Genomic DNA, 24,892 nt, shown 5'->3' on the forward strand with positions numbered 1-24,892 from the left:
ATGCCGTCCCGTGAGTGAGACCGGCGGCAGAACTCCGGTCAGGTAGGGCCGGACGGCACATGCCGAACGGCCGCACCGAGCGCGGGAGATGGTGACTTCCGTCCGCCGGCCTGGCCGCTCTGCACCTCCTCGCCGCCCTCGACCGCTTCTTACGGTTGCCGCCCTGCCCCACCGTCCGAGCAACCGGAGATGTCCGATGTCCTCGCCCAACACCTTCCGTACCGCCGCCCTGTGCGGAGCCCTGTCCGGCCTGCTGCTCGCCTTCCCCGCGCTGATCGAGGCGTTCACCGGGGAGACCTCCGCGACGAGCGTCCTGTTCGCCCTCTCCCCCGCGTTCGCGCTGCCCCTGCTCACCGCGCTGCACCGCCGGCAGAGCGCGCTCACCGGCCGTTTCGGGGACATCGCCCACACCGTGAACCTCGTCGGTCTCGGGCTGTTCGGCGGTGCCGCGTTCGCCGCGAACCTGGTGCTGTTCTACTTCGATGACGCCGTCCTGGACGAGGCTCTGGCCGGCGGCCCCACGGTTCCCGTGCTCATCGGTTCCGCGGCCGTGTTCGCCGTGGGCTGCGCCCTGTTCGGGGCGACGCTCATCCGCGCGCGGGTGTTCCCGAGGATCCCGTCGTGGGGATACGCCGTCGTCCTGCCGCTGTTCGCGTTCCTGACCTCGCTGCCCGACTCCCTGCTCACGGTCGCGCTGCACATCCTGGTCGGCGCCGTCCTGGTCCGGCTCTCGGCCGCGCTGTGGCAGGTGGAGGCAACGGCTTTGTCCACGCCGCGACTTCCAGTGGCCCCCCGCTGAACGTTTCCGGTCCATCTCGCGTCTACACACTTGGCACAGCCGACCCGCACCTTCGAAGACTTCGAACGGAAACCCAGAGCCGTGGCCTCTGCCGCACTGACCGACCTGACCCTCGTCCGGCCGGATCGCACGGCCCCGCCCCGGAACCATCCCGTCCGCAGGTTCTGGCACCGCCACCGCCTCCCGCTCCTCGCGACGCTCCCCACGCTCCCGCTGTACGCCGTGTGGTGGGTGTTCCTCGCCACCGGCGGCGGCGACCTCGCGGCCCAGGAGGCATGGGCGGAGTTCGCGTCGCGGAACGGCGGATCGGCGTACAACCTGTTCTGGTACGGCGGGATGCACACCGCCAACTACAGCCTGATATCCCCGTACTTGATGGCCGCGCTGGGCGTGCGCACGGTGACCGTGGCCTCCGGGCTCGCCGCCACCTGGCTGGCGGCCGTGCTGATCGGCCGTACGGGGATACGGCGGCCGGTGGGCCCTGCGCTGCTCGCCTCGCTCGCGCTGTGGTGCAACGTCGCGTCGGGGCGTACGACGTTCGCGCTCGGTGTGGCGCTCGGGCTCGCCGCCTGTGTGCTGCTGACGCGAGAGCGGCGGCTGCTGCTCGCGACGGCGTACGCGGCGCTCGCGACGATGGCGAGTCCGGTGGCCGGGCTGTTCCTGGTGGTGGTGGGGGCGGCGTATCTCGTCGTACGGGACCGGGTGCGGGCCGCAGTGCTGCTGCTGCCGCCCGCTGTCGTGGTCGGTGCGACCACGCTGCTGTTCCCGTTCAGCGGCGAGCAGTTGATGCCCGTAGGGCGTATCGGGCCGCCCGTGCTGCTCGGGCTGACGGTGGCCGTGCTGGCCCCGCGCGGCTGGCGGGTGGCGCGGTGGAGCGGCGTCGTCTACGCGGCCGGGACCGTCCTGACGTATCTGATCCCCTCGCCGGTCGGCACGAACGTCGAGCGGTTCGCGGAACTGTTCGCACCGGCCGTACTGCTGGCGGTGCTGCTGGGCGCGCCGCGTCTCAAGCCCCTGAGGCGCACCGCGCTGGTCGCGGCCCTCTGCTACTCGCTGTTCTGGGTCGGCCAGAAGACCGTCGACGACCTGGAGGTGTCGACGAACGTGCCCGCCTGGGCGGCCGACACCCAGGGCGTCGTCACCGCCCTGGACCGGCTCGGCGCCGACCGCACCCGCGTCGAGGTGGTCCCGGCCCGCAACCACCGTGAGGCCACCGCGCTCGCCCCGCACGTGAACCTGGCGCGCGGCTGGAACCGCCAGCTCGACATCGAACGCGGCCGGCTCTTCTACGACGGCACCTTCTCGGCGACGGCCTACCGGGCCTGGCTGGACCACTGGGCCGTCGGCCTCGTCGTCCTGCCCGGCGGCAAACCGGACGGGTTCGCCGAGGAGGAGGCCCGCCTGCTCCAGCACCCGCCCGCGTGGCTGGAGCCGGTGTGGAGCGACGCCCACTGGCAGGTGTTCCGCGTGCGCGACGCGGCGCCACTGGTGTCGGCGCCCGCCTCCGTCGTACGGACCACGAGCGCCGAGGTCGACGTGCGGGTGCCGAAGCCCGGCTCGGTGACCGTGCGGGTCGCGTACTCGCCGTGGCTGCGCGCCGACGGGGGCTGCCTCACGCAGGACGGCGAGTTCACACGCCTGACGGTCTCCCGGCCGGGCGAGTACCGCATCAGCTCCGAATACGGCCCGTCACCGGGACCGGTTCCTCCGTGCTGACCTCGACCGGTTTCATCAGCGTCCGGGGCCGCGGGCCCTGGAGCAGATACGTCAGCCCGAAGCCGGCGCCCACGACCATCGCGCCGCCCACCGCGTCGAGGATCCAGTGGTTGCCGGTGGCCACGATCGCGGAGGCCGTGAAGAATGGGTGCAGCAGGCCCAGTGCCTTCATCCACCACTTCGGCGCCAGGATCGCGATCACGAGCCCGCACCACAGCGACCAGCCGAAGTGCAGCGAGGGCATCGCCGCGTACTGGTTCGTGAGGGCGGTCAGCGTGCCGTAGTCCGGCTTGGAGAAGTCCTGGACGCCGTGCACCGTGTCGATGATGCCGAGGCCCGGCATCAGGCGCGGCGGGGCCAGCGGGTAGAGCCAGAAGCCGACGAGCGCGAACAGGGTGGCGAAGCCGAGCGCCGAGCGGGCCCAGCGGTAGTCGGCGGGGCGGCGGACGTAGAGCACGCCGAGGACCGACAGCGGGACGATGAAGTGGAACGACGTGTAGTAGAAGTCGAAGAAGCCCCGCAGCCAGTCGACCTTCACGACGGCGTGGTTGACCCAGTGCTCGATGTCGAGCTGCAGGAACCGCTCGATGGACAGGATCTGGTCCGCGTGGTGCTCGGCGGTGACCCTGCCACCGGTGTTGGTGCCGCCCGTCGCGGCCAGCCTGACCTGCTGGTACGCGGAGTAGCCGACGCGGATCAGGAGCAGTTCGAGCAGCAGGTTCGGGCGGCTCAGGACCCGGCCGAGGAACGGGAGCAGCGGGACTCGGGACCAGCGGGTCGGGACGGCGGGCGCGTACTCGGTGGGGATCGGCCGGCGGTAGTACTCGGACGTGCGGGACAGGAACGGCACGGCGAGGGCGGCGGCGAGCGCGGCGATCAGCACCACGTTGTCGCGCAGCGGGTAGAGCGCCGGCATGTTCGGCAGCATCATCTTCGCGGGCAGCGTGATGACGAGGATGACGGCGACGGGCCACATGTAGCGGTCCGAGGTCTTCTTGCCGACCCGTCCGACCACCGCGAGCAGCACCCACAGCAGCTGGTGCTGCCAGGTCGTGGGCGAGACGGCGACCGCGACACAGCCGGTGATCGCGACGGCGAGCAGCAGCTGCCCGTCGCGCGCGTAGCGCACGGCCCTGCGCAGACCGAAGAACGCGACGGCCGCGCCGAGCAGCAGGAAGAGGGCGATCTCCAGCGGGCCTTCCAGGCCGAGCCGCAGCAGCGCGCCGTGCAGGGACTGGTTGCCGAGGTCGTCCGCCTTGCCGCCGAGCCCGACGCCCGCCAGGTGGTGCACCCAGTAGGTGTACGAGTCGTGCGGCATCGCGGCCCAGGCGAGCGCGGTGAGGGCCCCGAAGGTGGCCCCGGTGGTCGCGGCGGCGTGTCTGCGGCCGGTGAACCAGAGCAGCGGCGCGAAGAGCAGCACGGTGGGCTGCAGGGCGGCGGCGAGGCCGATCAGGACGCCGCTGGCCCGCTGCCCGCGTACGGCGAAGCAGCCGAGCAGGACGAGCAGCACCGGGATGATGCTGGTCTGGCCGAGGTAGAGGGTGTTGCGCACCGGCAGCGACAGCATCAGGAGGCTGATCGCGACGGGGGCGGCGAGCAGTGAGGCCCGCCGGGTCACGGGCTTGGGCAGGGCGCGCGCCACGACCAGGCCCATCGCGACGACCAGGAGCAGGGTTCCGAAGGTCCAGCCCCAGCCGAGGGCCTGTTCCGCCGAACGGGTGAGAGGTTTGAGGACGAGTCCCCCGAACGGGGTCCCGGTGAACTGCGACGAGTCGTACAGCGACCCCTTCACATGCAGGACGCCGTTCTGCCCGACCCAGGTCTCCAGATCCGTCAGCCGCTCCCCCTTCGGGGTGCTCAGGACGACGGTGAGCTGCCGTACGGCCAGCACCGCGGCGATCACCCACAGCCCGATGCGGACAGCCTTCAGCCGCGCCTTCGCCGTCTCGGCCGCCCCCGCCCCGAAGGCATTACCCGCTCTTCCGCCGTGCTCCACATTCGCCACGCCGCGTCGGCCCTCCCGCCCCGTTCGTCCCACGCGTCCCACGCGTGGGTACCTGTACCGGTCCCCTTGAGGCTCACACCGCCTCCGATGTGAGACGCAGGCAACCCCCTCTTCACCTGACGTCCTTCCATCTTTTGTCCGGATGACGATAGTGCGCGAACGGTTCAGTTCCACCCCAGGTCCGCGACTTAGATCACAGACGGCCCCCCGAAAGGCCCTCTCCGGCCAGGTCGTCGCGCCTGCGTACGCCGCATTTATGCGCACTGCGCGGTTAGCTGCATACGGCACGTAATGCCGTCGGGCGCCCCTATGGTCGCTTTTCGGTCCTCCTCCGGGCGGACCGCGCCCTTGTCCCCGACGAAAGGAAGGCCCTTGCCGACCGCCACAGCCGTCGCACCCCGGACCGCTCCCCGCTCAGACGTCACCGTCACCGACCCCGCACTGGTGAAGCGCGCCGTGAAGGCCGCCGCCCTGGGCAACGCGATGGAGTGGTTCGACTTCGGGGTCTACAGCTACATCGCGGTGACGCTGGGCAAGGTCTTCTTCCCCTCGGGCAACCCGACCGCACAGCTCCTCTCCACCTTCGGCGCCTTCGCCGCGGCCTTCCTCGTCCGCCCGCTCGGTGGCATGGTCTTCGGCCCGCTCGGCGACCGCATCGGCCGCCAGAAGGTCCTCGCGCTCACCATGATCATGATGGCGGCGGGCACCTTCGCGATCGGCCTGATCCCGTCGTACGGCGCGATCGGCGTCGGCGCTCCCCTGCTGCTCCTGGCCGCCCGCCTCGTCCAGGGCTTCTCCACCGGCGGCGAGTACGCGGGCGCGTCCACCTTCATCGCCGAGTACGCCCCCGACAAGAAGCGCGGCTTCTTCGGCAGCTGGCTGGAGTTCGGCACGCTCGCCGGATACATCGGCGGCGCCGGTCTGGTCACGCTCATGACCGCCCTGCTCTCCACCGAGGACCTGCTCTCCTGGGGCTGGCGGATCCCGTTCCTGATCGCGGGCCCGATGGGCGTCATCGGGCTGTATCTGCGGATGCGGCTCGAGGAGACCCCGGCGTTCGCGGCGGAGCTGGCGAAGGCCTCGAAGCAGGAGAAGGACCGCCCGAAGGTGCCGCTGCGCGAGCTGGTGACCGGCCAGTGGCGGGCGCTGCTCCTGTGCATGGGCCTGGTGCTGGTCTTCAACGTCACCGACTACATGCTGCTCTCGTACATGCCGAGCTATCTGACCAGCGAGCTGAAGTACGACGAGACGCACGGCCTGCTCGTCGTCCTCGGCGTGATGGCGCTGATGATGATCGTGCAGCCGTTCGCGGGCGCGCTCACCGACCGGATCGGCCGCCGCCCGGTGATCGCGGCCGGCTGCGCCGGCTTCCTCGCGCTCTCCGTCCCGGCCGTCCTGCTGATCCGCCAGGGCAGCCTGCTCGCCGTCGCGCTCGGCATGGGCGCCCTCGGCCTGCTCCTGGTCTGCTTCACCGCCGCGATGCCCGCCGCGCTCCCCGCCCTCTTCCCGACGAAGGTCCGCTACGGCTCGCTGTCCATCGGCTTCAACGTCTCCGTGTCGCTCTTCGGCGGCACGACTCCGCTGGTGGTCACGGCCCTGATCGGGGCGACCGGGAACATGATGATGCCCGCGTACTACATGATGGCCGCGGCCGTCATCGGCGGCGTGGCCGTGTGGTTCATGACGGAGTCGGCGGGCCGCCCGCTGCCGGGCTCGGCCCCATCCGTCGAGTCCATCGACTCCGCCGAGTCCATCGAGTCTGCCGACCGCTGATCGCCGGCCGGGGCCCGGCCGGTGAACACGCGGCAATCCGCTGGAAACCCTCGGCGCCCGCGACTAGATTCACCTCTCGGACTAGTTAGCGCATCTAACTAGGCATACGAAAGGCATGGTGCATGAGCGAGTCGCAGCTCTGGAACGACGTCGACGACTACTTCACCGCCCTCCTCGCCCCCGCCGACGACACCCTGGCCGCCGCACTCAGCGACAGCGACGCGGCCGGACTGCCCCCCATCAACGTCGCGCCGAACCAGGGCAAGCTGCTCCAACTGCTCGCCCAGATCCAGGGCGCCCGCCGCATCCTGGAGATCGGCACGCTCGGCGGCTACAGCACGATCTGGCTGGGCCGCGCCCTCCCGGCCGACGGCCGCCTGATCAGCTTCGAGTACGACCCAGCACACGCCGAGGTCGCCCGCGGAAACCTCGCCCGCGCGGGCCTCGACAAGATCACCGAGGTGCGGGTCGGGCCCGCCCTGGAGTCACTCCCGAAGCTGGCCGAGGAGAACCCGGAGCCCTTCGACTTCGTCTTCATCGACGCGGACAAGGTGAACAACCCGCACTACATCGAGTGGGCCGTCAAGCTCACCCGCCCCGGCAGCGTGATCGTCCTCGACAACGTCGTACGGGAGGGCGCGGTCACCGACGCGGGCAGCACCGACCCGAGCGTGCGGGGCACCCGGGCCGCGCTCGAACTGATCGCCGCACACCCGAAGTTGAGCGGTACGGCGATCCAGACGGTGGGGAGCAAGGGCTACGACGGCTTCGCACTCGCCCGAGTACTGGCCTGAGGCCACTGTTCACACTTCGTGGTAGAAGCCCACGTTCACGCTGTACGGGCCGGTGCGGTCCAGGATGACGATCTCGCCGGAGCTGCCCGCGGGGAGCCTGGCCGTGCCGCCGTACGGGAGCGGCTGGGTCAGCTGGCCGGCCAGCGTCAGCCGTACCTCGGACGAGGGCTCGGGGCGCGAGCCCTGCAGCCACGTGACCTGCCAGGAGCCGTCCGGGCCGCACAGGAACTCCAGGTGCACCCGGGACACGAACAGCCAGTCGTCGGGGGTCGCGAGACGGCACACGGCCTTGTCCCTGCCCACCCGCAGCATGGCACCGGGGTCGCTCGGTGCGTCGGCCATCAGCATCCCGGCCGTCGCACCCGCGTCCGCCCCGGTGACCGAGGCCATGGTGAGTTCGAGCACGTGCGCTCCTTCAGTTTCCTGCCGGTCCAATTGTCCACGTACGGAGCGTGCTTGACGCGCCGCCGCCGCATGATAGTTCGCCCCGTCGCCCCTGCGCGCAGCCTCCTGCACAATGGACTCATGACCGAGCGCAAGCCACCCGGTGTCAGCTTCGAGTCCTGGATCGACAGACAGATCCGCGAGGCGGAGGCGCGTGGGGAGTTCGCGGAGCTTCCCGGTGCGGGTAAGCCGATGCCCGCCATCACCGACACGTCGTACGACGAACTGTGGTGGATCAAGCGGAAGATGGCCCGCGAGGGCCTGTCCGTCCTGCCTCCCACCCTCGCCCTCCGCAAAGAGGCCGAGGACGCCCTCGCAGCGGCCGCCGCGGCCCCCTCCGAGCGGGTCGTACGCCGCATCATCGAGGACATCAACACCAAGATCCGCGAGGTCATGTTCAAACCCCCACCCGGCCCTCCCCTCGGCCTCAAGCCCTACGACGTCGAGAAGATCGTCCAAGACTGGCACGAACGCCGGGAAGGCCCGGCGACCCCCCAATGACAACTGAGGCCGCGCCCCGGGACATGGTCCGGGGTGCGGCCTCAGTGATGTCGACCGGCGGGTGTTGGTGGGGTGGGGTTTTTCGCCCCCTCCGCCCCTACCCGTCCCGTACTTGGGGGCTCCGCCCCCAAACCCCCGCTCCTCAAACGCCGGAGGGGCTGAATCTTTCCCCGGCCGACGCTGAAATCTTTCGCCCCGGCCTGAGATCTTTCAGCCCGGCCGACGGTGAAATCTTTCAGCCGGGGCCGGGGAAGATCTTTTAGCCTGTCCGGCGTTCGAGGACGAGACGGGCCATCCCGAACCCCCACCCACCCGTGGGGTGAGGCTCCGCCCTTCAGCCCGAGCCGGGGAAGATCTTTTCAGCCCGTCCGGCGTTCGAGGACGAGACAGGCCATCCCGAACCCCCACCCACCCGTGGGGGCTCTGCCCTTCAGCCCGGGCCGGGGAAAGTCTTTCAGCCCGTCCGGCGTTTGAGGACGAGCGCGTCAGCGCGATGCGGGGGTCTGGGGGCGGCAGCCCCCAGGTACGGGACGGGTAGGGGCGGAGGGGGCGAAAGAAACTTCGGTCCGGCAACGTCACCCTGGCCCCGCCGGGGTCAGAACCTCAGCAGGCGTTCCGTCACCTCGCGGTAGTCGCGGAGGGCGATTCGGAGCTGTTCGGTGTCGGCGCCGGTCTCGTGCCAGGACGTACGCAGCTTGGTGCGACGCCGGGCCACAGCGTCCGCGAACCGCGCGGCGAGCTCCTCCAGCACCTGGTCGGCCTCCTCCACGGAGTCCCGGGGCCCGTCGACGAACCCGCCGACCGCGTGCCGCATCCGCAACTCGTACTTGTCGCACTCGTCCTGCGGGAGAAGGCGGGCGTCGTGTGCGTCGGGCCGCCCGCGGACCGCCGTACCGCTGACCGCCCTGTCGGCGGAGGCGCCGACGCCCTCACGGAACCCCGCCCCGGAAGCGGGCCGAACCGGGGTGGCCCGGTGCACCCCCGTGTCCTCGCTCAGCAGGGTCTTCCGACCCGCCGGGGCCTCACCCCCGGGCGCCGGGTCCGCACTGCTCTTCGTCGGATCCGGGCGCGCCTGGTCCTTCGTGTCGTCGGCCGGCATGTCCTTCACGTTTCTCAACTCCCCTTCGCCTGGCGCCTGGTGAACGACCAGGGCAGGTGGGTTCGGCCCGCGGGCGCGGAGCCCTCCGGGCGGTCGGATGCGCTCGGCGCGGCGGTCGGCTTTTCGACCGCACCGTTGCGCGAAGAGTCCTGGCGCGTCGGGGTCACCAGTTCCTCGAAGAGGGCGCGCGCCTCGAGCATGGCCTTGCGCAGCCCCTCGGTACCGGCGCCGTCACCGTCCGGGGTACGGCCCAGCGCGGCCCGGTGCACCCGGCGATAGCCGAGAACATGGGGGCCGTGGTGGACGGAGAGCGCCGCGTACTGCTCCTCGTACTGGCCGTCGGGGAACCCGCGCGCCCCGGCCACCTCACCGATCAGCTGATCGGCCTCGGCCACGGCCTCCCGGGGCGACTCGACGAAGCGTTCCTGGGCGGCCGCCCAGCGGACCACGTACTTTTCGCGGACCGCGGGCTCCAACGCCCGCTCCCGCAGCGAACCGTGCCGCCTCACGCGCTCCGCGAGGTCGTGCTCGGCGGCCTTGGTGTCGCCGTCGTGCCGGGCGACGGTCCGGTCGTATTCGGGCCCGAAGCGCCGCTGCAGGCTGCGTCCGCCCTGCGGCCTTCGAGCGAGGAGGGTCATGGCGGCCGCGACAACGGCAACGGCCGCCACGATCACGATCAGAGCGATGATCACGCCTGTGGACATGGGTGCCTTCCCGAGTACTCCGACTTGCTCGACTTGCTCGATCTGCTCGAACTGCTCGACCCAACGGGCCGGTACCCGCACCGGGTTGCCCGCAGAACGCCTCTCAAACAGGGGCGCCCCGGAGTCGGCCCGCCGAAATCCGCTTGCGGACCACGTACGGCAGCTCGTGACAATGACCGCCATGACCCGTACGCCGGCTTCCTGGACCGTCGCCCCCGAACCCTTCGACTCCCCCGTCGCCGCCGCGCTGTGGCGGGCGTACTACACGGAGGTCAGCGACCGCTGGTACCTGCTCCACGAGGGGCACCCGACCGATCCCGCGGAGCTGGAGCGGGAGGTCGCCGCCGACACCGGGGACTATCTCGCGCCGCCCGGCGGGGTGCTGCTGGTCGCGCGGTACGACGGCGAGCCAGGCGGCACGGCGGGCGTGCGGATGCTCGACGCGGGCACGGGTGAGCTGAAACGGGTCTTCGTCAGCGAGCAGCTGCGCGGCAAGGGCGGCGGCCCCGTACTCCTCGCGGCGGCCGAGGAGGCGGCACGCGCACTCGGCGCCGAGCGGCTGATCCTCGACACGCGTGGCGACCTGGTGGAGGCACGCGCGCTGTACGCCCGGCACGGTTACCAGGAGACCGAGCGGTACAACGACGACATCTACGCCGAGCACTGGTTCGAGAAGCGGCTCGGCAGGTAGGCGCCACGTCAGACCCTGCGCTGCGGCACCGTCCCGTCGTGCGGACGCTCCTCGTCGGACCCGCACAACTCGGCGTTCAACTCCTCTACCAGCTGGACCAGATCGGTCGGGCGGTCCGGCCCCCACCAGTCACCGAGCAGCTCCGCCAGGGACTCCTCACGCGCCCTGGACAGTTTCAGGGCGGCCGCGCGGCCCCCGTCCGTCAGCACGAGGTCGAGCCCCTCGCGGACGGCGAGCCGGCGCTCCTCCACCTGCCGGGCCGCGGCCATCACGACGGGCAGCGGTACGGCGCTGCGCTCGGCCAGCTGCGCGGGCTCGGCCCACCCGTACTTCCTGATACGCAGCAGCAGCCAGCTCGCGGCGGGCAGCAGGTCGTAGCCGGCCCGCACGGTGATCTTCTCGTAGATCTCACGCCGCCCCTCCCTGGTGCCGAGCACGGACAGCGCCCGGCACACCTCGTCGTACGAGGAACGCTGCACCGGATTGCTCGCGAGCGTCTGGGTGGCGTCCGGCGCCGTGACCGACCCGCGCAGCTTGTCCTCGCGCAGGAACCAGGCCAGTACGAAGCCGAGAAGGGCGACCGGGGCGGCGTACAGGAAGACGTCGGTGATGGACGAGGCGTACGCGTGCAGGACGGGCGGCCTCAGCGCGGCCGGCAGGTCGGCGATGCCCTTCGGGTCGGCCTTGAGCGTGTCCACGCTGGCGCCCGCCGGGAGCTGCTGTCCGCCGAGCGCCGTCGTCAGTTTGTCGCCGAGGCGGCTCGCGAAGACCGTGCCGAAGATGGCCACACCGAACGAGGCGCCGATGGAGCGGAAGAAGGTGGCGCCCGAGGTGGCGACGCCCAGATCCTCGTACGGGACCGCGTTCTGCACGATCAGCACCAGTACCTGCATGACCAGGCCGAGGCCCAGACCGAAGACGAAGAAGTACGCGCTCATCTCGCCGGTGCTGCTGAACTCGTCGAGCTGGTGGAGGAGGAGCAGGCCGAGGGCCGTGACCCCCGTACCGGCGATGGGGAACACCTTCCAGCGGCCGGTGCGGCTGACGATCTGCCCGGAGGCGGTGGAGGCGAGCAGCAGGCCGAACACCATCGGCAGCATGTGCACGCCCGACATCGTCGGCGTCACGCCCTGGACGACCTGGAGGAACGTCGGCAGGTAGGTCATCGCGCCGAACATCGCGAAGCCGACGATGAAGCTGATCACGGCGGACAGCACGAAGGTGCGGATGCGGAACAGCTTGAGCGGGAGGACGGGTTCCGCCGCCCTGCGTTCGACCGAGACGAAGGCCACGGCCAGTACGACGCCCAGGACCGTGAGGCCGATGATCTGCGGCGAGTCCCAGTCCCAGGTGGTGCCGCCGAACGAGGCCACCATGATCAGGGAGGTGGCGACCGCGGCGATGAGGAGGGTGCCGAGGTAGTCGATGACGTGCTTCGCGGACTTCCTCGGGACGTGCAGGACCGTCGCGATCACGACGAGCGCGACGACGCCGATCGGCAGGTTGATGTAGAAGACCCAGCGCCAGCTGAGGTGTTCGGTGAACAGCCCGCCGAGGAGCGGGCCGAGCACACTGGTCGTGCCGAAGACGGCGCCGAACAGGCCCTGATACTTGCCGCGTTCGCGCGGCGGGACGAGGTCTCCGACGATCGCCATCGACAGGACCATCAGTCCGCCGCCGCCGAGGCCCTGAAGCGCACGGAAGCCGATCAGCTGCGGCATGTTCTGCGCGAGGCCGCACAGCGCGGAGCCGATCAGGAAAATCACGATCGCGGCCTGGAACAGCTTCTTCCGGCCGTACTGGTCGCCGAGCTTGCCCCACAGCGGGGTCGCCGCGGTCGACGCGAGCAGGTACGCGGTGACCACCCAGGACAGGTGGTCCAGGCCGCCGAGATCGCTGACGATCGTCGGCAGCGCGGTCGACACGATCGTCTGGTCGAGGGAGGCCAGCAGCATGCCGAGCAGCAGTGCGCCGATCGAGACGAGGACGCTGCCGTGCACGTGCTCGCCGGCGTCCGTGGCGGCCGCCTCGCGCCGTCTGACGGCGCTCTCGTTCACGCCAAGCGGCGCGGACGGCCCGCCGTCCGTGCCGTGCCCGTCCTCGGTCATGCAGACCTCCCGCCCTGCCCTAGGGCCCCGGTGGCGTCCCGGTCACCCTCCATCCTGATCGGTGTGACCGGTTATGGCCTGTTGAGTCCCGCGGAGGGCGGGATTCCGGGGGCTCCGGGGAGATTGTGTGGGGGACGTACGGATAACCTCGGGAGTTCCTCAGGGGGAGCCACAGGGGGAGGGACCCACGCGTGACTGAACCGAACGGGCATGTCTGCCCCGAGTGCGCGGCGCCCCGCGCGCCGGACGGCAGCCCGTCGTGCGCCTGTACACAGCGGGCGTCGGACGCGCTGCGTGATGCGCGCACTGCGGAGGCGGCTGCGGCGGAGGACTTCGATCCGTTGCGGATCCGGCCGTACGTGGAACTGGAGCCGGGGGACGCGGACACGGCTGTGGTGCCGGTGTCCGTCGCTGTTCCTGGGTTCTCCGACGACGCGTCCGACGGCTCCGCGTCGACGATGCGGCTGGCCGCCGTGCCGAGCGGCGTCGGCGTGCCTCCGGACGTACCGCCCCGGCGCGGGCGTCGGCGTCGTATCGCCCTCCTCGCCGTCGCCGGGGCCGTGGTGACGGTCGTCGCCGCGGCGGGCTTCGCCAGTGGGCTGTTCTCGTACGACACTCCCTCGCGGGACGGCGCGCTGCCGGACGCCGTACGGGCGAGCGTCCCTGAGGCGTCCGCCACGTCCGCCTCGGCGTCACCGTCGACAAGCGCCTCGTCATCGCCCCCGGCGCCTGCCGCCCCGGCGCCGCCGCCCAGCACGACCCCCTCACGGTCACCCTCGTCGACCGCGTCCTCGACCCCGTCCCCGTCGGCCACCCCGTCCCAGACTCCGACGACCGAGCGTGCCACCGGCTCGGCAGAGGCCACCGGCGACGAAGACGAATCGAACGACGGACGCCAGACCCAAACCCTGCGCCGCGGCGACGAGGGCCCCGAGGTCACCGAACTCCAGCTCCGCCTGACGCAGTTGGCCCTCTACGTCGGCGATGCCGACGGCGAATACGACAACCAGCTCGAAGAATCCGTACGCCGCTACCAGTGGGCCCGGGGAATCACGGCCGACGACCTGGGCGTGTACGGCGAGGCGACCCGGACAAGCCTGGAAGCGGAGACGACGGAGCCGTGATCGCTTCGGCCGGGTGGGTGGGTCGGGGGCGTGCCGGTACGTCCCGCCCGTCGCCGCCGGATCAGACGTCGGGCTAGCAGCGAGCACCCCGGTGACGCGAACGTACGCGACGGGCATGCGGACGTACCGGCACGCCCCCTCCGGCCGGTGGGCGGCTGCGAGCATTGTCCCCACTCCGGCCGACAGGCCTTCCACCCGTCCAGCGTCTGAGGCAAGGCAGCACCGTCCCCATCCCCACCCACGGGGGCCACACCCTCCACCCCCGGGCAAGCACCATCCAGCCCGTCCAGCGTCCGAGGACAAGCCAGCACCATCCCGATCCCCCACCCACCCACGGGGGCCACACCATCCAGCCCGACCGGCGTGTGAGAACGAGCGCCGCCATCCCAACCCCCCACCCACCCGAGGGGGGCATCTTTCAGCCCGTCCGGCGTTTGAGGACGAGCGCGTCAGCGCGATACGGGGGTCTGGGGGCGGAGCCCCCAGGAACAAGGGACGGGTAGGGGCGGAGGGGGCGAAAAAACCCTTCCCCGCACCCGCGCCGGCCCCTCAGCCTCACCCCACGAACAACCGAATCCCCCCACCGTCCACACCCTCGACCCGCACCTGCGTGAGGTCCCGAACCAGCGCATCGGGACGGTGGACCCCGGCCCGAGGGCCAACCCCGACGACCCGCATCCCGGCCGCACGCCCCGCCGAGATCCCCGCCCCGGAGTCCTCGAAAACGACACAGTCCTCGGGCGCGACGCCCAGTTCGGCGGCCCCCTTGAGGAACCCCTCGGGATCCGGCTTGCTCGCCCCGACGGACTCGGCGGTGACCCGCACATCGGGCAGCGCAAGCCCGGCGGCAGCCATCCGCGCGGTGGACAGCCCCACGTCCGCGGAGGTCACCAGCGCATGCGAAAGCCCGGCAAGGGACGCCAGGAACTCCGCCGCACCGGGAACCGCGACGACGCCGTCCATGTCGGCGGTCTCCTCGGCGAGCATCCACGCGTTGTCCGCGTAGTTCTGTTCCATGGGCCGGCTCGGCAGCAGCACGGCCATCGAGGCGTACCCCTGCCTGCCGTGGACGACCTTCATGACCTCGTCGCCGTCCAGCCCGTGCCGGTCGGCCCAGCGGCGCCAGACGCGCTCGACGACGGCGTCCGAGTTGACGAGGGTGCCGTCCATGTCGAGCAGGAGGGCGCGGGCGTTCAGAACGGTGGGAGCCGTCATCGGCATGCTCCAGGGCGCGGAAGACGTGGGAAACGCGGGAAGGCAGGAAAGGCTGGAAAGGCTGGAAAGGGGACCGGTCACGGCCCCCAGGGACAAGGTGACCCCGCCCGCCGGTCAGGGAGTGCGGGCGGGAGTCACTTTGTTCCTACACGATACAAAAAGGGAGGGGCTCGGCGCCACCGCTTCTGACCAGGTGCTTTACCAACACGCCCACAGAAAGTCACGTCTCGGACAACAGGGAGACACCGCTAGTACGCCGCACGGACACCCGCTCGACCGAGCACAGGGAAGGGCCGGACCGACCACCTCAGCCCGTCACCGCCTCGAACAGACTCCACACCCCGAGCCCCAGCATCAGCAGCGCCGCAACCTTGGTGATCAGCCGCAACGGCACCCGCTTCATCAGCGCCTTGCCGCCCACGATCCCGAGCCCCGCGACCGCCCACAGCGCAAGCACCGCACCGAGACCGACGGAGAGCGGATCGTCGTAGCGGGCCGCGAGGTTCGCCGTCATGATCTGGGTGAGATCGCCGAACTCGGCGACCAGGATGAGCATGAAGCCCGTCCCGGAGACCTTCCAGAAGCTCTGGTTCGCCGGCTTGCGGACCTCCTCCTCACCCTCGTCCTTCTTCATCAGGAGCACCGCGGCACCACCGAGGAAGAGCACGCCGGTGAGGGCCTGCACGATCTGCTGCGGCAGCAGGGTCAGGACGCTGCCCGCCGCCACGGCGAGCGCGACATGGAGGGCGAAGGCGGCGGCGACGCCGGCGAAGACGTACGAGGCGCGGTAGCGGGTGCCTAGGACGAGTCCGGCGAGCGCGGTCTTGTCCGGCAGTTCGGCGAGGAAGACGACGCCGAAGACGACGGCCATGACGCTGAAGCTGATCAAAATTCCTCAATCGGTCGGGCTGCCCCACCGAGAGTGCTGTGACTGCGACGCGACACCTCGGCACGGCAGCACACAGGGACACCCGTACGAGAACGCACGGATGACGCACAGGTTGTGCACTGCTTGCCGAAGGTCTCGCTGGCCGGCCCCGTGAACGAGGTCTGCCTCCGGGCGCCGGCTCAGACGAGCTGAGCAGTATGTCGACGGTCCGGCGAAGAGCTACTCCCCTTCTGCGCCGTCCATCGTACGGGATGGCGGCGGGGGCTCCGTAGGGTCTTTGGTCCCGCCGCAGGCGTAGGAGTTCTGGTTCGCGAGATTCGGTCAGAAGTCTTGATGTGTCATGAGCACGTCACTAGCTTCTCACCTGACGCACATCCTCTGGAAACACGCCGCCGCAAGCATGTGCTAGCTCGCCCCCAACGGCCCCCCACTCCACTGGAGTTCGCATGCCTAAGGTCTACGCGCGTCGACGGCTGAGTGTACTCGCAGCCGTCACCGGTCTGATAGCCATGGCCGGGATTTTCAACGGCCCGACCGCCTCCGCCGCGCTGCCCACCCCGGTCAGCGCCGCCACCGCCCGCACCTACCTCGCCTCCCTCACCGTCGCGACCGAGGACCGCACCGGCTACGACCGCGATCTCTTCAACCACTGGATCACCATCTCCGGCACCTGCAACACCCGCGAGACGGTCCTCAAGCGGGACGGTTCCGGCGTCGTCACCGACTCCGCCTGCGCGTCCACCAGCGGCAGTTGGTACTCCGTCTACGACGGTGCCACCTGGACCCTCGCGTCCGACCTCGACATCGACCACCTCGTGCCGCTGGCCGAGGCCTGGGACTCCGGCGCCGACAGCTGGAGCAGCGCCACCCGCCAGGCGTTCGCCAACGACCTGACCCGCCCGCAGCTCATCGCCGTCACGGACAACGTGAACCAGTCCAAGGGCGACCAGGACCCGGCCACGTGGATGCCCTCGCGCACCGCGTACGCCTGCACGTACGTCCGCGCCTGGGTCCAGGTGAAGTACTACTACGACCTCTCGGTCGACTCCGCCGAGAAGACCAAGCTGACCTCGGTCCTCAGCGGCTGCTGATCCGGCGCGATTCACAGAGTCGCGGTTCCCGGAACCTCCCCGCCGACCTCCGTCGTTCCGTACCGTACGGGGCGACGGAGGAGGCTGATCAACTTGGCGGAACTGCGCCTGGGACCGCTGCTGAGGTACGTCGACGGCTCGTCCGCGACCTTCTGGGTCGAGGCGAGCCGTCCGTGCACCGCCGAGGTGCGCTGCGCCGACGGTACCCGCGGCGAGGCCCGGACCTTCCAAGTCGCCGGGCACCACTACGCGTTGGTGCCGGTGAGCGGACTGACCCCGGGGACGAGGACCTCGTACGAGGTGCGCCTTGACGACGTACTCGTCTGGCCGCTGCCCGACTCCGGGTTCCCGCCTTCGGTCGTCAGTACCCTCGACGGCGGGGCCGTCCGGGTCACCTTCGGCTCCTGCCGCTGGGCCGCGCCGCCCGAGGACGAGAAGGACCCGGTGGGACCGGACGCCCTTGACACCCTGGCGGCCCGCATCGCCGGGGCTCCGGAAGGCGAACGCCCGGACGTGCTGCTGCTGTTGGGCGACCAGGTGTACGCGGACGAGGTCTCCAAGGCCACCCTCAACTGGATCGCCGCCCGCCGCGGCCTCGCGGACCCTCCTGGCCACCAGGTCGCGGACTACGAGGAGTACACCCGCCTCTACTACGAATCCTGGCTCGACCCCGAGATCCGCTGGCTGCTGTCCACCGTGCCCAGTTGCATGATCTTCGACGACCACGACGTCATCGACGACTGGAACACCAGCGCCTCCTGGGTCGCCGACATGCGCGCCACCCCGTGGTGGCGCGAGCGGATCCTGAGCGGTCTGATGTCGTACTGGGTCCACCAGCACCTCGGCAACCTCTCCCCGCGCGAACTGTCCGAGGACCTCCTGTACGCCGCCGTCCGCGAGACCCCCGACGGCACCGACGTGCTGCGCGCCTTCTCCGCCCAGGCGGACGCCGACCCCGCCTCCGTCCGCTGGAGCTACCGCCGCGACTTCGGCCGCGTCCGCGTCGTCATGCTCGACACCCGCGCGGCCCGCGTCCTCGACGAGAAGGACCGCCGGATGATCGACCCCGGCGAAGCCAAGTGGCTGCGGGAACAGGCGCTGGAGGCGCCGGGCTCGTACGACCATCTCCTCATCGGCACCTCCCTGCCCTGGCTGCTTCCCCCGCTCATACACGACGCCGAGACCTGGAATGCGGCGCTGTGCGAGGGGAAACGGGGTGAGCGGTGGGCGCGGTTCGGCGAGAAGATGCGCAGGGCGGCCGATCTGGAGCACTGGGCGGCGTTCCCGTCCTCGTTCGAGGCGCTCACGGAGTTCATCGCCCAGGCGGGCTCCGGGGACGACGCCCCGGCGACGGTGTGCGTGCTGTCCGGGGACGTGCACCACGCGTACGTCGCCGAGCCGACCTGGCCCGGCGGCGACCGGCCCGCCGCCCGGGTGCTCCAGCTGACCTGCTCCCCCGTCCACAACTCGATACCGCTGCACATAAGGCTCGGCTTCCGCTTCGGCTGGAGCGGCCTCGGCCGGGCGATCGGACACCGGTTCACCCGGCACGGCCGCTGCGCGCACCCGCCCGTCGAGTGGCGCAGGGCCGGCGGCCCCTGGTTCGGCAACCAGCTGATGACCCTGACGCTGCGCGGGCGTTCCGCGTCCCTGCGCCTCGACCAGGCACGGGCCCTGCGCGGCGGAGGCGCCCGCCTCGAAACCGTGGAGGAGTCCGTACTCGCCCCCTAATAGGCGCATTGCGTACGGTTGTTGTGCGCGTTGTCCCTGATGCTCGTGAGGCATCCCACACCTGACGCCGATCATCCGCCCCAGGTCTCGGCTCCCGCTCCGTACGACGGCATGATGAGGCGGACCGTCCGCTTCCAGCGGGCGGTTTGCTGCCCAGCGCCCCACACGCCCGGGAGTCACCCCTTTGTCCGCACCACCCGCCGCGCCCGCCGGGACCACCCATGCCTCGGTCGCCCTCGTCGGCGCGGGCCCGCGCGGCACCAGCGTCCTGGAACGCCTCTGCGCCTCCGTGCCGGAGCTCCTCCCGGCCGGCGCACGACTGACCGTCCACGTCGTCGATCCCGCCCCACCGGGCCCCGGCCGCGTCTGGCGCACCGCGCAGTCGCCGCAGCTCCTGATGAACACGGTGGCCTCGCAGGTGACCCTGTTCACCGACGAGAGCGTGGACTGCTCGGGGCCGATATGCCCGGGGCCGAGCCTGCACGCGTGGGCGGGCGGCGAGCTGGGCCCCGACGACTATCCGACCCGCGCCCAGTACGGCCGTTACCTGGAGTGGGTCTTCGGCAGGGTCGTGCGCGAGGCGCCGTCCGAGGTGCGGGTCGAGGTGCACGCCGCTCGCGCGACCCGGCTCGACGACGCGCGCGACGGCCGTCAGACACTCACCCTCTCCACCGGCCGCACCCTGTCGGGCCTCGCCGCCGTGGTCCTCGCGCAGGGCCATCTGCCGGTCCTCGCGGAACCCGCGGACCGGAACCTCACCTCGTACGCCGAACGGCACGGCCTGCGCCGCGTGTTGCCCGCCAACCCGGCCGACGTCGACCTCTCCGCGCCCGCCCCCGGCGAGCCGGTCCTGCTGCGCGGCCTCGGCCTCAACTTCTTCGACCACATGGCCCTGTTGACCACGGGCCGCGGCGGCCGCTTCACCCGCACCCGCCAGGGCGGCCTGCGCTATCTCGCCTCGGGCGACGAGCCCCGCTTGTACGCGGGCTCCCGCCGCGGCATCCCGCACCAGGCCCGCGGCGACAACGCCAAGGGTCCCTACGGCCGTCACCTTCCCGTCGTCCTCACCGACGACGTGATCGCCGGCTTCCGCAAGCGGGCGGACTCCGGTGACGCGCCCGACTTCCTGCGCGAGATATGGCCGCTGGTCGCGAAGGAGGTGGAAACGGTCTATTACGAGGGGGTGTTGGGGCGAGCGCGGTCCGAGTGCGGGTCCGAGTGCGGGTCCGGGTCCGGGCAGTTCAGGGACCGTTTCCTGGGCGTCCCCCACCGGAGCCGCCAAGAGGCCGCGCTTCTCGACGAGTTCGAGGTTCCCGCCGCCGACCGCTGGTCCTGGGACCGTATTTCGCGTCCGTACGCCGGACAGGTCTTCGCGGGACCCGATGCCTGGCGGGACTGGCTGCTCGGGTATCTGCGCGAGGACGCCGAGCAGGCCGCGCTCGGCAATGTCGAGGGTCCGCTCAAGGCCGCCCTCGACGTGCTGCGCGACCTGCGCAACGAGCTGCGGCAGATCGTGGACCACGGCGGCCTGTCGGGCGCTTCGCGCCGCGAGCACCTGGACCGTTGGTATACGCCGCTCAACGCGTTCCTCTCCATCGGGCCGCCCCGGCAGCGCGTCGAGGAGATGGCGGCGCTGATCGAGGCGGGCACGCTGACCGTTCTCGGGCCCCGCCTCGAAGTGCGGGCCGAGGACGGGGCCTGGGTCGCGCACTCCCCCGACGTGCCGGGTTCCGCCGTACGCGCGACGACGCTCATCGAGGCCCGGCTGCCGGAAGCGGACGTGCGGCGGACGGCCGACGAACTGCTCGGGCGACTGCTGAAGACGGGCCGGTGCCGCCCGCACACCGTCGACGGTTACGAAACCGGAGGGCTGGACGTAACACCTCGCCCCTATCGTCTGATCGACCGTCAAGGACAGGCGCACACAAGGCGGTTCGCGTTCGGCGTGCCCACGGAAGGTGTGCACTGGGTGACCGCGGCCGGGGCCAGACCGGGGGTGGATTCGGTCACGCTTTCGGACGCCGACGCGGTGGCGCGGGCGGTGCTGCGGGTGACGCTACGTGCGACGACGGCCGAAGCGGAAGCACAAACGGAAGCGCGGGCCGAGACCGGCCCGTGGCCGAATGTTGAACTTGCAAGCATTGATTAGGTTCACCTAACGTAGGTGGCTCACTCGGTTCCGTCCCCACGACCGGTCCGCCCCACATGACCGGCCCGACCGAAGGAGACCCCCCATGTCCGGACGCCTCAACAGCGCCCAGCCCTACGCCGTCGGCCTGTTCCGCATGGTCGTCGGCCTGCTCTTCGCCTGCCACGGCGCCGCCTCACTCTTCGGCGTCCTCGGTGGCGCGATGGGCGGCGGCAGCATCGACGCCGGCACCTGGCCCGGCTGGTACGCGGCCGTGATCCAGCTCGTCGGCGGCACCCTCGTCCTGCTCGGCCTCGGCACCCGCGCCGCCGCGTTCATCGCCTCCGGCTCGATGGCGTACGCGTACTTCGACGTGCACCAGCAGGGCGCCCTGTGGCCGATCCAGAACGGCGGCGAGGCCTCGGCGATGTTCTGCTGGGCCTTCCTGCTGCTGGTCTTCACCGGCTCCGGCGCCTTCGGCCTCGACCGCGTCTTCACCTCCCGCACGGCCTCGGACCCGGCGGACAAGCGGACCTCGGAGCCCGTCGCGGCCTGATCGCTCACGCGACGGCGCGCATCCCGTCGTACGAAGGCGGCGCCCATCCCCTTGTACGAAGGGGTGGGCGCCGTCGCCGTACACGCTCAGCCCGTTCCGGTCACCCATCCGAACGGAACCGTGAAGCAGCCCACCCGGGAGCCGCTCATGCCCTTCTCGTCGTGCAGCACCACGGAGGAGGCCCCGCCGCGCCTGAAGCCCCAACTGTGCCGGGCACTCGCCTCGCCCGCGCCCTGCGCGTCGGCCTTGAAGTCCAGCCAGACCTCGTTCTCGTCATTGGCGTAGGCAGGGTCCTTCGACGGCTGCACGGGATCCACGACGTGCTGGTAGTGCCCGCCCGCGGCGGCGGGATCGGCGGCGCACGGCTTCTGGTGCACATGCGCGCCGTACGCGTACCCGGGCTTCAGCCCCTCCACCTTCAGCCGCACGGTCGTCGCCCCGCTCGCCTCGGTGTGCTGGCTCACCACGATCCGGGCGGCCGCGGGCACGAGCGACATGTCGTACGTCACTGCCGCCGACGGGACGAGGGCGGTGGGCGGCGCGAAGCGCGCGTCCGTCTTCATCCAGTAGCCGTCGGGGGCGGCCGTACCGCCGCTGCCCGTCGCCAGTACGGCCGACGCCAGAGCGCCGACGAATATCCCTGCCACCATCGCTGTCCAACTCCTCTTGGGTCTGTGCGCACCCCCACCGTGTCGATCCCCCTGCTTCGTTGGTACGGGAAGTCGGCGCCGCTCGCCGTGCGGAGACGGCAGCCGGGTGAACGTGATGTGAGAGACCCACGAGCCCCCCGTGGAACTCCTGTCACACCTGACGCGTACGCTGTATGGCTGTCACAGGCCGCCTTGCCGCTCCCCGCTACGCCGCGGCGTGGTTGTGCCTACGGGGGAGTTACAGGGGAGTGTTTCGGTGCTTGAGAGTGTGGGGTCGCTGACCGGCAGCCCATGGATCTACGCGGCGGTGGCCCTGTCGGTCCTGCTCGACGTCTTCCTGCCGGTGCTGCCGAGCGGCGTACTGGTCATCATGGCCGCCACGGCCGCGGCGGCGGGCACCGCGACGGGCGAGGTCCCGCAGGCGGTGCCCGACATCCTGTTCCTCACCCTGTCCGCGGCCACCGCCTCGGTCCTGGGCGACCTGGTGGCGTACCGCCTGGCCTGGCGCGGCGGCGAACGCCTCGACCGGGCCATCGCCCGCTCCCGCCGCCTGACCAGCGCGCAGGAACGTCTCGGCGCGGCCCTCGCCCGGGGCGGCGGCCCGCTGGTCGTCATCGCCCGCTTCGCCCCGGCCGGCCGCTCGGTAGTCTCACTCGGCGCCGGCGCCGCCCACCGCCGCGTCCGCGAGTTCCTGCCCTGGTCGATCCTCGCGGGCCTGTCCTGGGCCGTGTACAGCGTCGCCCTCGGCTACTTCGGCGGCCAGTGGCTGGGCGCGACCTGGCTCGCCACGGGGGTTTCACTCGTGGCACTGTTCGGCGCGGGCGCGGGGGCGGCGTACCTGATGCGGCGGCCGGCCACTGAGGAGCCGGACGGCAGGGCCTGAGCGGATCGGGCAGCGCCCCATAGGGGCGCGGGGAACTGCGCGACCAGCCACGACGAACCCGCGGCCGACGCACCGGACTTGCAGCGGAGCGCTCAGGCCCGCTGGGTTGCCGCCCCGCGTACTTCCAGGTCGGCCAGGAGTTCGGCGGTGGCCGCCGCGATCGCCTCGACCGCGTGGTCGAAGACCTCACGGTTGTGGGCGGCGGGGGCCCGGAAACCGGACACCTTGCGGACGTACTGGAGCGCGGCGGCGCGGATCTCCTCCTCGGTGGCCTCTTCGGGGATCACGGGCGGGCGGAGTGTCTTGATGCTGCGGCACATACGTCCAGTGTCGCGCGTACCGCAGACAACGTCTGCCGCCCCCGGGGTTTCGGTACGCCCGTACCGGCTGCGATGATCCACTCCGAGGCGGCCACCCTTCCCGGGGGCCGACCGACGAGAGGATCTGACGACCATGAACACAGAGCCGACCACACGCATGACGGTCGCCGTCCTGGGCCCCGGCGGCATCGGCGGCCTGCTCGCCGCGCTGCTGTCCCGTGCCGGCCACCGGGTGATCTGCCTGGCCGGGGACGAGACCGCGCGGACGCTGGCCGCGGACGGCATCCGCGTACGCAGCGGGCTCTTCGGCGACTTCACGGCGCGTGTCGAGGCGGACACCGAGCTGCGCGAGCCGGTGGACGCGTGCCTGATCGCGGTCAAGGCCACGGCGCTCGACGCGGCCCTGGAGCGGGTCCCGGTGAACGCGCCGGGCGACGCCCTGCTCGTACCGTTCCTGAACGGCGTCGAACACCCGGCGGCCCTGCGCGAGCGCTACGGTCCGAGCCGGGTGGCGCCCGCGGTGATCCGCGCGGAGTCGACTCGCGTGGCCCCGGGGCTGATCGAGCACGACAGCCCCTTCGCGGAGGTCGACCTGACCGGTGAGACGGTCGGGCGCGAGCAGCTGGACGCTCTCGCGGAAGCCCTGGCCGGGACCGGCCTCGGCACCCGCGTCCAGGACGGCGAGGCAGCGACGCTGTGGGGGAAGATGTCCTTCCTCGCGCCCCTCGCCCTGCTGACCACCCGCTACGGACTGCCTCTCGGCGACGTACGCACCCTCCACCGCGAGGAGTTGACGGCGCTGGTCGAGGAGACGGCGGCCGTCAGCACCGCGTGCGGCGCCCCGGCCGACCCGGCCGCCGCCCTCGCCCGCTACGACTCCTTCCCGCCCGGCACCAAGTCCTCCATGCAGCGCGACGCCGAGGCGGGCCGTCCGCTCGAACTGGACGCGATCGGCGGGGCGTTGCTGCGGGCGGCCGAGCGGTACGGGGTGCCCGTACCCGTGGCGAGCGGGCTGGTGCGGGAGTTGGCGGCGGCGGGTCACTGACCCGCCGCCTGCGGCCTCCAGGGGGCCGGAGCCTCGTCAGGGGCGGGTCTTCGCCAGCAGCTCGACGACCTCGGCCGTCGTCCCCGTCTCCCCGAGGCGGGGGAAGATCCGCTCGACGCTGTTGCGGTGGGTGTCGGCGTCGATGTCGGTCATCGCGTCGGTGGCGAGGGTGACGTGGTAGCCGTGCTCGTGGGCGGCGCGGGCGCTGGACTCCACGCCGATGCTGGTGGCGACGCCGGCCAGCACGATCTGGGTGATCCCGCGGCGGCGCAGGTGCAGGTCCAGGTCGGTGCCGTAGAACGCGCCCCAGTTCCGCTTGGTGACGGTGATGTCCTCGGGGTGCCCGGCCAGCTCGGCGGCGATGACGTCCCAGCCCTCCGGCCAGGTGCGGGGGTGGCTGCCGCCGTCGATGCGGCCGGGCGCGGCGTCCGATCCGTCGGCGGCCGCGGTGACCCGCACGAGGACGACGGGGAGGCCGTGGCCGCGGAAGGCCTCGGCGAGCAGGCCCGCGCGCGCCACGACCTCGGCGCCGGGGTACGGGGCGAGGCCCGGGTTCCCGACGATCCCGTTCTGGAGATCGACGAGGACGAGCGCGGTACGGGAGTCGAGCGTGGTGAGAGCCATGG

23 protein-coding genes are annotated in these 24,892 nt (G+C 71.4%); 13 read left to right on the forward strand and 10 right to left on the reverse strand.

Translation table 11 applies throughout. The features are described from left to right. Nucleotides 1-196 precede the first annotated feature (196 nt). A complete protein-coding gene (locus OG219_RS14950) occupies nucleotides 197-799 on the forward strand; it encodes a hypothetical protein (protein ID WP_266826740.1) in 603 nt (200 codons plus the stop codon). A gap of 81 nt (nucleotides 800-880) precedes the next feature. Next, nucleotides 881-2,515 (forward strand): hypothetical protein, encoded by a 1,635-nt coding sequence (locus OG219_RS14955; protein WP_266826742.1) that lies wholly within the window; start codon nucleotides 881-883, stop codon nucleotides 2,513-2,515. Here the strand turns inward: OG219_RS14955 and OG219_RS14960 are convergent. Continuing rightward, nucleotides 2,469-4,520 (reverse strand): bifunctional glycosyltransferase 87/phosphatase PAP2 family protein, encoded by a 2,052-nt coding sequence (locus OG219_RS14960; protein WP_266826744.1) that lies wholly within the window; start codon nucleotides 4,518-4,520, stop codon nucleotides 2,469-2,471. The genes OG219_RS14955 and OG219_RS14960 overlap by 47 nt on opposite strands. Before the next feature lie 309 nt (nucleotides 4,521-4,829). Between OG219_RS14960 and proP the strand changes: the two genes are divergently transcribed. Further along, nucleotides 4,830-6,293 carry a glycine betaine/L-proline transporter ProP gene (gene proP / locus OG219_RS14965; RefSeq protein ID WP_266826746.1) on the forward strand — a complete coding sequence of 488 codons (1,464 nt, stop codon included), beginning with the start codon at nucleotides 4,830-4,832 and terminating at the stop codon, nucleotides 6,291-6,293. A 122-nt stretch (nucleotides 6,294-6,415) separates the two neighbouring features. Then, nucleotides 6,416-7,087, forward strand: a complete 672-nt coding sequence (locus OG219_RS14970; RefSeq protein ID WP_266826748.1) for an O-methyltransferase — start codon at nucleotides 6,416-6,418, stop codon at nucleotides 7,085-7,087. Nucleotides 7,088-7,096: 9 nt separating this feature from the next. Here OG219_RS14970 and OG219_RS14975 read toward each other — a convergent pair whose 3' ends face one another. Further along, a complete protein-coding gene (locus OG219_RS14975) occupies nucleotides 7,097-7,492 on the reverse strand; it encodes a hypothetical protein (protein WP_266826750.1) in 396 nt (131 codons plus the stop codon). Between the two features lie 120 nt (nucleotides 7,493-7,612). Between OG219_RS14975 and OG219_RS14980 the strand changes: the two genes are divergently transcribed. Then, a complete protein-coding gene (locus tag OG219_RS14980; protein ID WP_266826752.1) occupies nucleotides 7,613-8,032 on the forward strand; it encodes a DUF1992 domain-containing protein in 420 nt (139 codons plus the stop codon). 595 nt (nucleotides 8,033-8,627) lie between these two features. Here the strand turns inward: OG219_RS14980 and OG219_RS14985 are convergent. Together OG219_RS14985 and OG219_RS14990 are read right to left on the reverse strand one after the other, a co-directional pair. After that, nucleotides 8,628-9,140 carry a hypothetical protein gene (locus OG219_RS14985; RefSeq protein WP_266826754.1) on the reverse strand — a complete coding sequence of 171 codons (513 nt, stop codon included), beginning with the start codon at nucleotides 9,138-9,140 and terminating at the stop codon, nucleotides 8,628-8,630. Between the two features lie 5 nt (nucleotides 9,141-9,145). Beyond that, nucleotides 9,146-9,835, reverse strand: a complete 690-nt coding sequence (locus OG219_RS14990) for a hypothetical protein (protein ID WP_266826756.1) — start codon at nucleotides 9,833-9,835, stop codon at nucleotides 9,146-9,148. A 181-nt stretch (nucleotides 9,836-10,016) separates the two neighbouring features. Between OG219_RS14990 and OG219_RS14995 the strand changes: the two genes are divergently transcribed. Continuing rightward, nucleotides 10,017-10,526 (forward strand): GNAT family N-acetyltransferase, encoded by a 510-nt coding sequence (locus OG219_RS14995; RefSeq protein WP_266826758.1) that lies wholly within the window; start codon nucleotides 10,017-10,019, stop codon nucleotides 10,524-10,526. An 8-nt stretch (nucleotides 10,527-10,534) separates the two neighbouring features. Here OG219_RS14995 and OG219_RS15000 read toward each other — a convergent pair whose 3' ends face one another. After that, nucleotides 10,535-12,634, reverse strand: a complete 2,100-nt coding sequence (locus tag OG219_RS15000) for an MFS transporter (RefSeq protein WP_266826760.1) — start codon at nucleotides 12,632-12,634, stop codon at nucleotides 10,535-10,537. 191 nt (nucleotides 12,635-12,825) lie between these two features. Between OG219_RS15000 and OG219_RS15005 the strand changes: the two genes are divergently transcribed. Continuing rightward, nucleotides 12,826-13,758, forward strand: a complete 933-nt coding sequence (locus tag OG219_RS15005; RefSeq protein ID WP_266826762.1) for a peptidoglycan-binding protein — start codon at nucleotides 12,826-12,828, stop codon at nucleotides 13,756-13,758. 555 nt (nucleotides 13,759-14,313) lie between these two features. On the opposite strand, the gene OG219_RS15010 is transcribed toward OG219_RS15005, so the two are convergent. Together OG219_RS15010 and OG219_RS15015 are read right to left on the reverse strand one after the other, a co-directional pair. Beyond that, nucleotides 14,314-14,979 (reverse strand): HAD family hydrolase, encoded by a 666-nt coding sequence (locus OG219_RS15010; RefSeq protein WP_266826764.1) that lies wholly within the window; start codon nucleotides 14,977-14,979, stop codon nucleotides 14,314-14,316. A 301-nt stretch (nucleotides 14,980-15,280) separates the two neighbouring features. Further along, complete coding sequence (locus OG219_RS15015; protein WP_266826766.1) at nucleotides 15,281-15,862, reverse strand: TMEM165/GDT1 family protein; 582 nt, start codon at nucleotides 15,860-15,862, stop codon at nucleotides 15,281-15,283. 446 nt (nucleotides 15,863-16,308) lie between these two features. Between OG219_RS15015 and OG219_RS15020 the strand changes: the two genes are divergently transcribed. From OG219_RS15020 to OG219_RS15035, 4 genes are all read left to right on the forward strand, one after another. Further along, on the forward strand, nucleotides 16,309-16,953 hold the full coding sequence (locus OG219_RS15020; protein WP_266826768.1) for an HNH endonuclease family protein: 645 nt from the start codon (nucleotides 16,309-16,311) through the stop codon (nucleotides 16,951-16,953). Nucleotides 16,954-17,046: 93 nt separating this feature from the next. Beyond that, nucleotides 17,047-18,684, forward strand: coding sequence for an alkaline phosphatase D family protein (locus tag OG219_RS15025; RefSeq protein WP_266826770.1), 1,638 nt, complete (start codon nucleotides 17,047-17,049; stop codon nucleotides 18,682-18,684). Between the two features lie 184 nt (nucleotides 18,685-18,868). After that, a complete protein-coding gene (locus OG219_RS15030) occupies nucleotides 18,869-20,833 on the forward strand; it encodes an FAD/NAD(P)-binding domain-containing protein (RefSeq protein WP_266826772.1) in 1,965 nt (654 codons plus the stop codon). Nucleotides 20,834-20,918: 85 nt separating this feature from the next. Continuing rightward, on the forward strand, nucleotides 20,919-21,368 hold the full coding sequence (locus tag OG219_RS15035) for a DoxX family protein (protein WP_266826774.1): 450 nt from the start codon (nucleotides 20,919-20,921) through the stop codon (nucleotides 21,366-21,368). Between the two features lie 86 nt (nucleotides 21,369-21,454). Here OG219_RS15035 and OG219_RS15040 read toward each other — a convergent pair whose 3' ends face one another. Continuing rightward, the gene (locus OG219_RS15040; RefSeq protein WP_266826776.1) at nucleotides 21,455-22,018 is read right to left on the reverse strand and encodes a superoxide dismutase family protein; all 564 of its coding nucleotides are present in this window, start codon (nucleotides 22,016-22,018) and stop codon (nucleotides 21,455-21,457) included. A 256-nt stretch (nucleotides 22,019-22,274) separates the two neighbouring features. Between OG219_RS15040 and OG219_RS15045 the strand changes: the two genes are divergently transcribed. Then, complete coding sequence (locus OG219_RS15045) at nucleotides 22,275-22,901, forward strand: DedA family protein (RefSeq protein WP_266826778.1); 627 nt, start codon at nucleotides 22,275-22,277, stop codon at nucleotides 22,899-22,901. Between the two features lie 92 nt (nucleotides 22,902-22,993). Here OG219_RS15045 and OG219_RS15050 read toward each other — a convergent pair whose 3' ends face one another. Then, nucleotides 22,994-23,221, reverse strand: a complete 228-nt coding sequence (locus OG219_RS15050) for a DUF2277 family protein (protein WP_266826780.1) — start codon at nucleotides 23,219-23,221, stop codon at nucleotides 22,994-22,996. Between the two features lie 133 nt (nucleotides 23,222-23,354). On the opposite strand from OG219_RS15050, the gene OG219_RS15055 reads away from it, so the two are divergent. Then, the gene (locus OG219_RS15055; RefSeq protein WP_266826782.1) at nucleotides 23,355-24,266 is read left to right on the forward strand and encodes a ketopantoate reductase family protein; all 912 of its coding nucleotides are present in this window, start codon (nucleotides 23,355-23,357) and stop codon (nucleotides 24,264-24,266) included. A 36-nt stretch (nucleotides 24,267-24,302) separates the two neighbouring features. Here OG219_RS15055 and OG219_RS15060 read toward each other — a convergent pair whose 3' ends face one another. Then, complete coding sequence (locus OG219_RS15060; RefSeq protein ID WP_266826784.1) at nucleotides 24,303-24,890, reverse strand: hydrolase; 588 nt, start codon at nucleotides 24,888-24,890, stop codon at nucleotides 24,303-24,305. Nucleotides 24,891-24,892: the final 2 nt, after the last annotated feature.

This window comes from Streptomyces sp. NBC_00038 (assembly GCF_026343635.1).
In the GTDB taxonomy this organism is placed as follows: Bacteria; Actinomycetota; Actinomycetes; order Streptomycetales; family Streptomycetaceae; genus Streptomyces.

Bases quoted from the DNA above. Each gene is read 5' to 3' on its own strand.
- OG219_RS14990 (WP_266826756.1), bottom strand. From the start codon at position 9,835: ATGTCCACAGGCGTGATCATCGCTCTGATCGTGATCGTGGCGGCCGTT.
- OG219_RS14970 (WP_266826748.1), top strand. From the start codon at position 6,416: ATGAGCGAGTCGCAGCTCTGGAACGACGTCGACGACTACTTCACCGCC.
- OG219_RS15055 (WP_266826782.1), top strand. From the start codon at position 23,355: ATGAACACAGAGCCGACCACACGCATGACGGTCGCCGTCCTGGGCCCC.
- OG219_RS14995 (WP_266826758.1), top strand. From the start codon at position 10,017: ATGACCCGTACGCCGGCTTCCTGGACCGTCGCCCCCGAACCCTTCGAC.
- OG219_RS15040 (WP_266826776.1), bottom strand. From the start codon at position 22,018: ATGGTGGCAGGGATATTCGTCGGCGCTCTGGCGTCGGCCGTACTGGCG.
- OG219_RS15050 (WP_266826780.1), bottom strand. From the start codon at position 23,221: ATGTGCCGCAGCATCAAGACACTCCGCCCGCCCGTGATCCCCGAAGAG.
- OG219_RS15000 (WP_266826760.1), bottom strand. From the start codon at position 12,634: ATGACCGAGGACGGGCACGGCACGGACGGCGGGCCGTCCGCGCCGCTT.
- OG219_RS15020 (WP_266826768.1), top strand. From the start codon at position 16,309: ATGCCTAAGGTCTACGCGCGTCGACGGCTGAGTGTACTCGCAGCCGTC.
- OG219_RS14950 (WP_266826740.1), top strand. From the start codon at position 197: ATGTCCTCGCCCAACACCTTCCGTACCGCCGCCCTGTGCGGAGCCCTG.
- OG219_RS15010 (WP_266826764.1), bottom strand. From the start codon at position 14,979: ATGCCGATGACGGCTCCCACCGTTCTGAACGCCCGCGCCCTCCTGCTC.
- OG219_RS15060 (WP_266826784.1), bottom strand. From the start codon at position 24,890: ATGGCTCTCACCACGCTCGACTCCCGTACCGCGCTCGTCCTCGTCGAT.
- proP (WP_266826746.1), top strand. From the start codon at position 4,830: ATGGTCGCTTTTCGGTCCTCCTCCGGGCGGACCGCGCCCTTGTCCCCG.
- OG219_RS14980 (WP_266826752.1), top strand. From the start codon at position 7,613: ATGACCGAGCGCAAGCCACCCGGTGTCAGCTTCGAGTCCTGGATCGAC.
- OG219_RS15035 (WP_266826774.1), top strand. From the start codon at position 20,919: ATGTCCGGACGCCTCAACAGCGCCCAGCCCTACGCCGTCGGCCTGTTC.